We start from the raw sequence: 11,291 nt of genomic DNA on the forward strand, positions 1-11,291 counted from the left end.
CGTACTCGCGCGCAACCGAAGGACTCCCATGGCTGAATTCCTCTATCGCGTCGGCCGCTGGTCGGCGCGCCGAGCACGGACGGTCCTCGTCGCGTGGCTCGCGGTCCTCGTCGCGGCGGGCGTCGCGTTCGCGCTCGGCGCGGGCACGCTCGCGACCACGTTCTCGATCCCCGGCACCCCGACGGCCGAGGTCACCGACCGGCTCCAGAGCGACTTCCCCGACGCCTCGGGCGGCACGGGCACCGTCGTCGTCCAGACCGAGGACGGCGAGCCCTTCACGGCCGAGCAGGAAGAGGCCGTCGCCGGACTGGTGGCCGAGGCCGCTGCGGTCGACGGCGTCACCACGGTCATGGACCCCTTCCAGACCGAGGCGGACCGCGCGGCTCAGGCGCAGCAGGTCGAGTCGGGCCGCACCCAGATCGAGGACGGCCGAGCGCAGCTCGACGCCGGGCAGGCGCAGCTCGACGCGGGGCGTGAGCAGCTCGAGGCGGGCCAGGCCCAGCTCGACGCCGCGCGCGCCCAGGCCGAGGCTGCGGGCATGCTCGCGCAGGTCCAGCCGCAGCTCGACGCCCAGCAGTCCGCTCTCGACGAGGGGCTCGCGGCGCTCGACACGCAGCAGACGACGCTCGACGACGGCCGCGCAACGCTCGAGGAGCAGGAGGCCCAGCTCGAGCAGGGGGCCACGCTCCTCGACATGGCCTCGGAGATCCGCATGGTCTCGGAGGACGGCAGCGCGGCGATCGTCATGGTCTCGTTCACCGACCCGCAGATGGAGATCCCGCAGGAGACCAAGGACGCGCTCGTCGACGTCTTCGCGGACGCTCCCGAGGGGCTGCAGATCGACCTCTCGTCCGACATGACCATGGGCGCGCCGAGCATCATCGGCGCCGGCGAGATCGTGGGCCTCCTGGTCGCCGCGGTCGTCCTGGTCATCATGCTGGGCACGCTCATCGGTGCGGGCCTGCCGATCCTCACGGCCCTCATCGGCGTGGGCATCGGTGCGCTGGGGGCGCTGTCCCTGTCCGGCGTCGTCGAGATGGCGTCCGTGACCCCCGTGCTCGGGCTCATGCTGGGCCTGGCCGTCGGCATCGACTACTCGCTCTTCATCGTCAACCGGCACCGCCGCCAGCTCAAGGCGGGCGACGAGCTGCACGAGTCGATCGCGCTCGCGAACGGGACCTCGGGCAACGCCGTGGTGTTCGCGGGGACCACGGTGCTCGTCGCGCTGCTGGCCCTCAACGTCACCGGCATCCCGTTCCTGGGGCTCATGGGCACGGTCGGCGCGCTGTGCATCGCGATCGCGGTCCTCATCGCAGTCACGCTCACGCCCGCCCTGCTGGGCCTCGTGGGTCTGCGGATCCTCAGCACGAAGGAGCGCGCACAGCTCGAGTCGAGCACGGGGACCGGGGGAGCGGCCGTCGCAGCCCCTGCCGCAGCCTCTGCGACCCCCGTCCGTCCCATGTCGACCGGGTGGGCCGTCGTGCGCGTCGTCGTCGGCGTCGCAGGGCTCCTGCTCGTCGCGCTGCCGGCGCTCGACCTCCGGGTGAACCTGCCCGACGGCTCGACCGAGCCGCACGACTCGTCGCAGTACCAGGCGTACGCGACCCTGGCCGAGAAGTTCGGCGAGGGCCAGAACGGGACGCTGCTCGTGGTGGCCGACCTGCCGGCCGTCGAGGCAGGGTCTGAGGCCGAGGCTGCGGTCGACTCGATGACGGCCCAGGTGGAGATCGCCCAGGTGCTGTTCGACCAGGAGGACGTCGTGGCGGTCGCGCCGATCGGCACGTCCGAGGACGGCACGGTCGCCGCGTTCCAGGTGGTGCCCCGCGAGGGCCCCACGAGCGAGTCGACCGAGGAGCTCGTGCACACGCTGCGCGACATGTCGCCCATCGACGGGACGTACGAGATCGGGGTGGCCGGCTCGGCGAGCGGCAACGTCGACATCTCGGAGAAGCTCGAGTCCGCGCTGCCGGTCTACCTCGCGGTGGTCGTCGGCCTCTCGCTCATCATCCTGGTCCTGGTGTTCCGGTCGATCTTCGTGCCGGTCATCGCGACGCTCGGCTTCATCCTGTCGTACTTCGCGGCGCTCGGTGGGGTCGTCGCGATCTACCAGTGGGGCTGGCTGAGCGGTGTGTTCGGCGTCGAGAGCCCGGGCCCGATCCTGAACTTCCTGCCGACCATCCTGGTCGGGATCCTGTTCGGGCTCGCGATGGACTACATGCTCTTCCTCGGCTCGGGCATGCGTGAGGCGTACGCCCACGGTGCGCCCGCGCGGATCGCGGTCGTGCAGGGCGTCCGGGCAGGGCGCTCGGTCGTGACCGCGGCGGCGATCATCATGATCGCGGTGTTCGGCGGGTTCATCTTCTCGCACAGCGCGATGATCCGGCCGATCGGGTTCGCGCTCGCGTTCGGCGTGCTCGTGGACGCGTTCGTCGTGCGGATGATGCTCGTGCCCGCGCTCATGCACCTCGCGGGCGACAAGGCGTGGTGGCTGCCGCGCTGGCTCGACAAGATCCTGCCCGACGTCGACGTCGAGGGGGCCTCGCTCGAGCGGCGCCACCCGCACGCGCACCCCGCGGCGGAGGACCCGGCCGAGGGCGCTGTCGACCCCGCCGAGGGCACCGAGCGGGACGGTGACGTCGAGAAGGACGAGGTACCCGCGCGGGGCTGACGCCTCGCGACCAGGGCACCGGAGCCGCTCTCCTCGCGACGAGGAGGGCGGCTCCGTTCGTTCCCGAGCCTCGGTCAGAGCTGTCCCGGCCGGGCGGCCAGGACGCGCCGGGCGGGGTCTCGGCGACCGCGTTTTGCTCCACGGTGCCGGGAGAAGGTAGCCTTGCGACGCTCGGTGCCTAGCATCCGAGCAAGGAGACGTCGCATAGCCAGGTCTAGTGCGCCACCCTGCTAAGGTGGTAACGGGGCAACCCGTTCGAGGGTTCGAATCCCTCCGTCTCCGCTCAGGAAGGTCCCGGCTGCGTCAGGCCCGGGGCCTTTTCTGTCGCCCGTGACGCGACCGGGCGCCCAGCGCGCAGGGGCCCACCGGCGCGGCCCGCGCGCCCACCCCACCCCGCTCGTGCGGAACGCCCGACGACGGAGCGTACGCCCCGCCGTCGGGCACCCTCAGGTGCAGCCCGCCTCAGGCCGCCATCGCCGAGCGGACCACGAACCGCGACGCGGCCGCGCCGGCCAGGACAAGTGCCGACGCCCCGGCGACGCACAGCAGGAACTGCAGCACGACGTCCACGTTCGCGAACGCGTTGAGGCCCACGATCGGCGCCATGAACATCAGGGCGCCCGTCGTGGCCACGCCCACGCTCGCGACGAGCGGGATGACCGTCTCGCGCAGCCGCGCCTTGTCGAGGGTCTTGAGGTCCGTGCCCGCGAGGGTCAGCGTGCGGTACTCGCCACGCTGGTCGATCACGCGGCCCGCCTGCATGACACCGGTCGAGACCGCGGCGAGCACGCCCGCGATCGCGAGCGTCAGGAAGCCGCCCGTCGTGAGGTCGGTGAGGAACTGGACCTCGCCCGGGTCGGCTCCCATGCCGGGGTCGAACAGCGCGAAGATGCTCGTCATGCCGGCGATGAACGTCGCGAGGGCGACGCCGCCGACCGAGCGCCACGCGGTCTTGGGCGAGTCGACGATGCGGCGGCCCGCGAGGAGCGTGGGGACGGTCCGAGCGCGGTGCGCGGTGATCCGACCGACGACCCAGATGACGAACGGTCCGACGACGTTGAGCGTCGCGAACCCCGCGACGAGCACGAGCACCAGGACCGTGATCGCCACGGCCGCGCTCCCGAGCGACACGTTGGTCACGACGATCATGGCGAGGAACGCGACGCCCGTGCTGACCAGGCGCACGGCCTTGAGGCCCGGAGGGGTCACGCGAGCGGCGACGCCGAGCGGCGTGATGGCGACGCGGCGCAGCGACACGGCCGCCGAGACCAGCGCGACGAGCACGACCCCGACGACCGCGATCAGCATCGCCGGGACCCCCACCCAGAGCTCGGACAGCGCGAACGTGCGGCCCTGGAAGCGGAGCTGGGCCACGAGGGGCAGCAGGGCTGCGTAGCCGACCAGGCCCGCGAGGGCCCCCACGAGGGCCTGTGCGGCCGCGTCGAGGACCGTGAGGGTCGCGACCTGCCCCGTGGTCGCTCCCGCGAGGCGCAGCGACGCGAGGCGCGCGTCGCGGCGGGCGACCGCGAGGCGGGCGGCGGCGCCTCCCAGCGTGACGAGCGGGATGAGGAGCAGGAGCGCGGCGATGGCCGCGAAGAGCGGGTACTGGGTGTCGTAGGACGTCACGTCGGCCTCGACCCCCCGGGTCATGCCGTCGAGGCCGCCCGCGCGCCCCAGGAAGGCGCCCACGCCCCCGACGACGACGAGCAGGATCGCGGTCGTCGTCGCGAACGCGATGATCGCCAGGACGTTGGTCAGGCCCTGGGGGTCGCGGCTGTCGGAGCTGCGGCGGCGCAGGAGCCACCACAGGTCGAGCGTGGCCCTCATCGCGTCGCCCCGTGGCTCTGTCCGGGCTGCGCTGCGGACGGGGCCCCGTTCGCGGGGTGAGCGGCCATGGCTGCCTGCGTGGCGGCGTCGGGCACGGGCGTCTGCGGAGACGCCTGCTGCGCGGGGGCTCCCGCGAAGAACTCGCCCGACACGAGCCCGTCGCGCATGGTGACCGTGCGCGAGCAGTAGCGGGCCACGCCCGCGTCGTGGGTCACGACCACGAGGGCAGCGCCGGACGCCTGGACCGCCCCTGTGAGGACCGAGAGCACCTCGGCGCCCGTGGCCTGGTCCAGCGCACCGGTCGGCTCGTCGGCGAAGACGACGCCGGGCGACCCGACAAGGGCGCGCGCGATCGCGACGCGCTGCGCCTGCCCGCCCGAGAGCTCGCCCGGGCGGCGCTGCTCCATGCCGGCCAGACCCAGGTGCGCGAGCCAGCGCGCGGCGACCTGCGTGGCCTCGGCCCGCGGCGTGCCGGCGAGCATGAGGGGCAGGGCCGCGTTCTCGACCGCGGGGAGCTCTGGAAGGAGCTGGCCCGACTGGAAGACGAAGCCGAAGTCCTGGCGTCGCAGGGCCGTGCGGCGGCCCTCGCTGAGCGTCGTGAGGTCCTCGCCCCGCCAGGACACCGTGCCCGACGTGGGCTTGATGATGCCCGCGAGGCAGTGCAGCAGGGTCGTCTTGCCCGAGCCCGAGGGGCCCATGATGGCCACGGACTCGCCGGGCGAGACCGTGAGGGAGACGCCCGCGAGGGCGTGCGTGGCGGTGTGGTCGGTGCCGTAGACCTTCGTCAGCCCGGAGGCGACGAGGGGCGAGCCGGTCGAGGGGGCAGGGCCGAGGTTCGTCATGCTCCCATCCTTCGGCGGGGACGGGGCGCGCCGCGTCCGGCCACGGTGGGGACCTGCCCGACGGCGTGTCATGCCCTGGGGGGACCGGTCGCCGTTCTCGCGGCGTACGGGGTTGCCGGACTCCTCGGCGTCCGGTTATTGTTGAGTGAGTACTCAATCAAAAAAAGGGCGGGACGTATGAGGACGGTCGACGAGGAGCAGCGCGCCGCTCGGCGGACTGCGCTGCTGGACGCCGCGGAGGTCTGCTTCGCCGAGCGCGGATACGACGCGACCCGCACGGCGGACATCTGCGCAGCGGCGGGCATGAGTGCGGGCAACCTCTTCCACTACTTCCCGTCCAAGCACGACGTGCTGCTCGCCGTCGTCGACCGGGACGCCGAGCGCACCGCGACCGAGGTGGGCGAGCTGGCGCATGCCGACGACCCGTGGGACGCGTTGCTCGCGCTCCTCGACGAGGTCTGCCGGCTCGCCTCCGACCCCGCCGCGGCGGGTCTCGCGCTCGAGCTCTCCGCGCTGGCCCATCGCGACGAGGACGTGCAGCACCGGCTCCAGGCCGGGGACCGCGCCTTCCGGGACGCGCTCGCCGAGCTCCTGGCGGCGGGGGTCCGGACCGGGCAGGTGGCCACGAGGCTGTCGGTCGAGGAGGGGGCGACGTGGCTCGCGGCGCTGGTCGACGGGGTCTTCGCGCGCGTCGCCGCGGACCCGGGGTTCGACGCCCTGGCGCAGCGCTCCACGTTGCGGCGCGTGGCGACCGCGCTGCTCGCGGACGAGTCGTGAGCCCGGAGCGAGGGCCGCGGGGCACGATCGAGGGCCGGTCGGCGGGCCCGGTGGCCGAGAGCCCGGCCGGTCGTGCGGCTCGGGGGAGACGGCTCACCGACGTCGACGCGCTGCGGGCGTTCGCGCTGCTGGGGATCCTCGCGGTCAACGTCTGGGCCTTCGTCGACCCGTACTACGCGACGGCGAGCAGCAACCCCGCGTTCTCCGGTCCGCTCGATCACGCCGTGCGGTTCGTGGTGGCCGCGCTGTTCGAGACCAAGTTCTACCTGCTGTTCTCGTTCCTCTTCGGCTACTCGTTCACGCTCCAGATGGCCTCGGCCGAGCGCGACGGCGCGTCCTTCGTGGGTCGGATGCTGCGGAGGATCCTGGGGCTCGCGGTGCTGGGGGCGGTCCACGGCGTCGCGCTCTACTACGGCGAGATCCTGGTGGTGTACGCGGGGCTCGCCCTCGTGCTGCTCGTGGCGCGCAACCTGGCCCCGCGACGGGCCGTGATCCTCGGGAGCGCGCTGCTCGCGGCCGTGGGGATCCTGTGGGTCGGGCTCGGAGCCCTCCAGCTCGCGTCCGGCTACCCGTCGGCTCCCGCCGGTGCAGGGGCGGGCGAGGCACTCGCGAAGCTGGCGGCGTTCGGCGGGGAGGCAGGGGCGACGTTCGCGTTCACCGCGGGACACCGTACGGAGATCCTCGTGTCGCTCGTCCTGCTCCAGGGGCCGAGCGCGCTCGCGATGTTCCTGTTCGGGCTCGCCGCCGGGCGGCGCGAGCTGTTCGCTCGCGAGCTTCCGCGCAGGGCAGTCCGCTGGGTGCTGGGGCTCGGGCTCACGGCAGGGCTCGCGGGCGGGGTCTTCTACGCCTGGGCCGCGACGTACGCGCCGGGCGGAGGGCTCGAGACGCTCGCGTTCGGTGTCGGGCAGCTGACCGCCCCGCTCCTGACCGCCACGTACGTCGTCGGGTGCCTGGCGCTGTTCCGGCGCGCGGCGAGCGTCCGTGACGCGCTCGCCCCGGCCGGGCGCATGGCGCTCACGAACTACCTGGGTCAGTCGCTCGTGCTCGCCCTCGTCTTCACGGGCTACGGGTTGGGGCTCGTCGACCGGGTGGCGACCGTCGCGGTCGTCGGGATCGTGGCGGTGATCTTCGCGGCCCAGCTCGTGGCGAGCCGGTGGTGGCTCGGACGGCACGCCTACGGGCCCCTCGAGTGGGGGCTGCGCTGGGTCACGAACGGCCGGCGGCCACGGTGGTTCAGCGCCCGGGGCTGAGGTCGGCAGCGGGCGCAGCCGGGGGCGGCCTGGCGGGCGCCCACCGTGGTGGCACCGCGTGGCGGCCCCCGTCGGGGGCCGCCACGCGGCTCGCGGCTCAGACGATCGGGTTGGTCAGGGTCCCGATGCCCTCGATCGTGATCGCGGAGGTCTGGCCCGGGACGACGTGCGCCGACGTGCCGGGCGACCCCGTGAGGACCACGTCGCCCGGACCGAGCGTCAGGTGCGAGGTCAGGTAGACGAGCTGCTCGACGACGTCCCACGCGAGACCCGACGTCGACGCCTCGGCCTGCGTGGCGCCGTCGACCTGGACGTCGATCGCGAGGTCCGCGACGCCTGCTACCGCGAGGTCGGTCTCGATCCAGGGGCCGAGCGGCGTGAAGCCGTCGCCGTTCTTGGACTGCGTGAACTTGTCGTCGATCGCGCTCTGCTCGTACGCCGTGACGTCGTTGCCGACGGTCCAGCCGAGGATCACGCCGGGGACCTGCTCGGGCGTGAGGTGGCGGGCCGTGCGGGCGATGACGAGCGCGAGCTCGCCCTCGACCACGACCTTGCCCGCGGCGGGATCCAGGCGGACTGGCTCGCCCGGGCCGACCACGGTGCGCGCCGACTTGGTGAACGCCTGCGGTGGGACGAGGCGGTCTGCGGGACCGCTGTTGTGGGCCATGCCGAGCACGACGCGCGGTTCGCACGGGGCAAGGAGGCGAGCGCCGTCGACGGGGTGGGTCTCGCCCGTGCGCTCGAGGTCGGGGGCGTGGTGGTCGACGACCACGGCCCAGACGTCGCCGTCCTGGACGACGGGACGCGGGCCGGTAGGGGTGGCGATCCGAGCGAGTCTCACGGTGGTTTCCTCCGTCTGCGGTGTCGGCGCGGTCGTGCCGGCTGAGCGTGAGACTACAGGAGGTATGACGTCCGATGTGCTGACGGGGCGTCCGTATCGCGAGGGGACTCGAGGGCGGTGATCGCGTGCCCGAGCGCCTCGTCGGAAGGTGTCGTGCGTCACGAAGGGGCTGGTCAGGGCGTATCGGTTTGAGTATCCAGCGAAAACCGTTGTAGTCTTCTCGACGGCTGCTCAAGAGAAATCACGAACAGCCGGGCGCCCGTAGCTCAACGGATAGAGCATCTGACTACGGATCAGAAGGTTGGGGGTTCGAATCCCTCCGGGCGCACAGAACACGAAGGCCAGGAACCACAAGGTTCCTGGCCTTCGTGCTTTTCGCTGGTCTCTCGGTCAGCCGCAGTCCAGCGCCGGGTGGTCGGCCGTGACCTCGCTCTCGGTGCCCCCCGCCCCGCCCGTCGTGACCGTCACGGTCCCGGCCTCGATCGTCGAGGCACGGGTCGCGAAGGACTGGTGCGCGCCGGCCCCGGGGGCGACCGCGCTGAACGACTTCTTGCCGGCCGCGGTCACGACCTGGAGGTCGACCGCCACGTCACCGACGTTGACCGCACGGACGCTGATCACCACCCTGCCGGCGACGCAGCGCGTGGTCGCGTCGACCTCGACCGTCGCGGGGGCCGGGGAGACCTCGTCCCAGAGCGCACCGACCGCGGCCCGGTCGAGGGCACCGGTGTAGACCCTCAGGTCGTCGACGTCGACGGCCGCCGCGTCGCTCGCACCCGGCCACCCCGGGGCGTTCATGAGCCGTCCGAGCTGGGCCAGCCCGAGCGTCGCCGTACCCGGGACGGTCGAGACCTGCGCACCGTCCGCGTAGACCGTGATGGTCGCGCCGTCCGAGACCAGCGTCAGGTGCACCCACTCGTCGAGCGGGGTGGCGTACTCGGACCGATGGTCGGCGACGCCGAGCTGCGTGAACCCGACCTTGGCCGTGGCCTTGTACTGCTCGAGCTTGATCGCGGTGCGCACCCCGGACGAGGTGTCCGAGAGCAGGGCGGAGCTGCTCCTGGCGCCCGTGCGACGGACCCAGGACGCGACCGTCCACGGTCCGCTCACGGGAGCGGCGCTGAGTGCCACCCCGTCGTCCACGCCGTCGAGGCTGACCGCACCGCCCAGCTGGCCGGGGGTCCAGGTGCCGCCGTCCACCGCGGCCCGCACGCCGGTCACGACGTCCAGGGCCGACTGTCCGCTCGTCTCGTCGAAGGCCCAGTGGTGGACCAGCTCGGGCTCCACGGGGACGACGGGCTCCCACTCGACGTCGGGCGCGCGGAACCACTCGTACCCCAGGGCGTCCCAGCGGTCGTCGTGCTGCGTGAGGCGGGAGAGGAACTCGGTGTAGTCCTTGTCCTGCGCCGGTGACCAGGCGATCTCGGCGATCGCGGGCATGCGCGGGAAGATCATGTGGTCGGTGTACTGCTCGACCGGGATGAACTGGGAGTGGCTCGTGGGCAGGCTCGTGCTCCCGCGGTAGGCCCGGTCGGCCCACAGCGAGGCCTCGACCCCCGCGACCTGCTCCTCGGTCACGACCTTGACCGTGCCGTCGGTGCTCGAGAGCTCCGTCACGGGGTCCCAGTCGTAGGCGCGTCGCAGGTTGACGAGGCCGGCCCACGAGAGGCCGTAGGCCGTCGAGGAGCTGTACTTCATGTCGGTGTAGGACCGGTCGGCCGGCGACACGACGACACGCGCCCCGGCCGCCAGGGCCGCGCGGACCTCACGGATGTCCGCGCTCTCGGCGCCCACGCCGATCTTGGGACGGTTGACGCGCCCCTCGGCCCAGTACTGGACCAGGCTGCCTGCGGGCAGGGTCGCCCCCTGTGCCCACTGGTGCCATCCGACGATCGTCTTGCCGTGCTCGGTCGCGATCTCGTTGGCCATGGCCGTGTACGCCTCGTACCAGCCCGCCGGCGGGTTGGGGACCTCGTCGCCGCCGAGGTGGATGTACTGGCCGGGGTTCTGCGCGGCGACCGAGGAGATGACCTTCTCGAGGTAGTCGCGGATGTTCGCCGAGTTGGCCTCGGTCGCGCAGACCATCGGCAGGTTCACGTCGAACCCGTAGTACGGCGCGGTCGGCACCCCGTCGCACGTGAGGCCCGGGACGGACGCCTGTGCCGCGAGGGTGTGTCCCGGGCCGTCGATCTCGGGGACGACCTCGATGTAGCGCGAGGCCGCGTACTCGACGATCTCCGCGTAGTCCGCAGGGGTGTAGAACCACGGATCACCCGTGTTGCTGCCCGGGGCCCAGCCGCTCTGCGTCGAGGCGCCGATCTCCGTCAGGGCGGGGAGCCCGTCGATCGCGATGCGCCAGCCCTGGTCGTCCGTGAGGTGCAGGTGCAGGGTGTTGAGCTTGTAGAGCGCGATCTGGTCGATGTAGCGCTTGACCGCGGCGACGGGGTAGAAGCGGCGGGCGACGTCGAGCATCGCGCTGCGGTACTCGAACCGGGGCTCGTCCTCGATGACGACCGCGGGGACGACCCAGTCCGCGTCCTGCACCTGGGTCGCCTCGACCGCTGCGGGGAGGAGCTGACGGAGCGACTGCACACCGTGGAAGAGCCCGGCCGCCGTAGGTGCGTCGATCGCGACGGACCCCTCGGAGACGGTGAGGTCGTAGCCCTCGGGGTCCGTCGAGGCGGCGTCGGTCAGGGTGAGCGTGATGGCGCCGGTCGCGGCCGACGCGTCGGAGACCGGCAACGAGAACCCCGTGGACGGTCGGAGCAGGTCGGCGAGGTACTCGCCGACCGGCGCGGCGTCGTCGGGAGCGACGATCACGCTCGTCGGGCCGAGCCGGAACCCGGACCCGGGCCCTCGCTCGAGGCTCACGGGCCTCGGGACGAGCGCGAGGGGTGCCTCGTCCTCGGAGGCGGCGGACGACCAGGCGGTCGTCGCCACGGCAGGACAGATCAGGGCAAGGGTCACGGCGACGGCTGCGACGCCGCGACCACGGTGCGGGATTCTCACGGGCACTCCTCATTGAGCGGTCGGGAACTCTTCGAGCCTCAGCCATCCCGACCAGTATGTCAATATCTGACGGATTA

Annotated in this window: 7 protein-coding genes and 2 tRNA genes; 5 read left to right on the forward strand and 4 right to left on the reverse strand. The window is 72.6% G+C overall.

The window, feature by feature from the left end; all coding sequences use genetic code 11:
* The first annotated feature begins 28 nt into the window (after positions 1-28).
* Both ASE15_RS16860 and ASE15_RS16865 read left to right on the forward strand, forming a co-directional pair.
* Positions 29-2,668 (forward strand): MMPL family transporter, encoded by a 2,640-nt coding sequence (locus ASE15_RS16860; RefSeq protein WP_056764550.1) that lies wholly within the window; start codon positions 29-31, stop codon positions 2,666-2,668.
* Between the two features lie 193 nt (positions 2,669-2,861).
* Positions 2,862-2,950 (forward strand) — tRNA-Ser (locus ASE15_RS16865).
* Between the two features lie 180 nt (positions 2,951-3,130).
* On the opposite strand, the gene ASE15_RS16870 is transcribed toward ASE15_RS16865, so the two are convergent.
* Together ASE15_RS16870 and ASE15_RS16875 are read right to left on the reverse strand one after the other, a co-directional pair.
* Positions 3,131-4,495, reverse strand: coding sequence for an FtsX-like permease family protein (locus tag ASE15_RS16870; protein ID WP_056652772.1), 1,365 nt, complete (start codon positions 4,493-4,495; stop codon positions 3,131-3,133).
* The gene (locus tag ASE15_RS16875; protein WP_157277263.1) at positions 4,492-5,337 is read right to left on the reverse strand and encodes an ABC transporter ATP-binding protein; all 846 of its coding nucleotides are present in this window, start codon (positions 5,335-5,337) and stop codon (positions 4,492-4,494) included. The genes ASE15_RS16870 and ASE15_RS16875 overlap by 4 nt, the downstream gene beginning before the upstream one ends.
* A 177-nt stretch (positions 5,338-5,514) precedes the next feature.
* On the opposite strand from ASE15_RS16875, the gene ASE15_RS16880 reads away from it, so the two are divergent.
* Together ASE15_RS16880 and ASE15_RS16885 are read left to right on the forward strand one after the other, a co-directional pair.
* Positions 5,515-6,114 (forward strand): TetR/AcrR family transcriptional regulator, encoded by a 600-nt coding sequence (locus ASE15_RS16880; RefSeq protein ID WP_056764551.1) that lies wholly within the window; start codon positions 5,515-5,517, stop codon positions 6,112-6,114.
* Entirely contained in the window at positions 6,111-7,364 is a 1,254-nt protein-coding gene (locus ASE15_RS16885; RefSeq protein WP_200960568.1) for a DUF418 domain-containing protein, read from the forward strand. The genes ASE15_RS16880 and ASE15_RS16885 overlap by 4 nt, the downstream gene beginning before the upstream one ends.
* 97 nt (positions 7,365-7,461) lie before the next feature.
* Here the strand turns inward: ASE15_RS16885 and ASE15_RS16890 are convergent, their stop codons facing one another.
* Positions 7,462-8,205 (reverse strand): fumarylacetoacetate hydrolase family protein, encoded by a 744-nt coding sequence (locus ASE15_RS16890; RefSeq protein ID WP_056652765.1) that lies wholly within the window; start codon positions 8,203-8,205, stop codon positions 7,462-7,464.
* A 255-nt stretch (positions 8,206-8,460) separates the two neighbouring features.
* On the opposite strand from ASE15_RS16890, the gene ASE15_RS16895 reads away from it, so the two are divergent.
* A tRNA-Arg gene (locus ASE15_RS16895) sits at positions 8,461-8,533 on the forward strand.
* A 62-nt stretch (positions 8,534-8,595) separates the two neighbouring features.
* On the opposite strand, the gene ASE15_RS16900 is transcribed toward ASE15_RS16895, so the two are convergent.
* Entirely contained in the window at positions 8,596-11,214 is a 2,619-nt protein-coding gene (locus ASE15_RS16900; protein WP_162259146.1) for a family 20 glycosylhydrolase, read from the reverse strand.
* Positions 11,215-11,291: the final 77 nt, after the last annotated feature.

The sequence above is a fragment of the Oerskovia sp. Root22 genome (genome assembly GCF_001429135.1).
Lineage (GTDB): Bacteria > Actinomycetota > Actinomycetes > Actinomycetales > Cellulomonadaceae > Oerskovia > Oerskovia enterophila.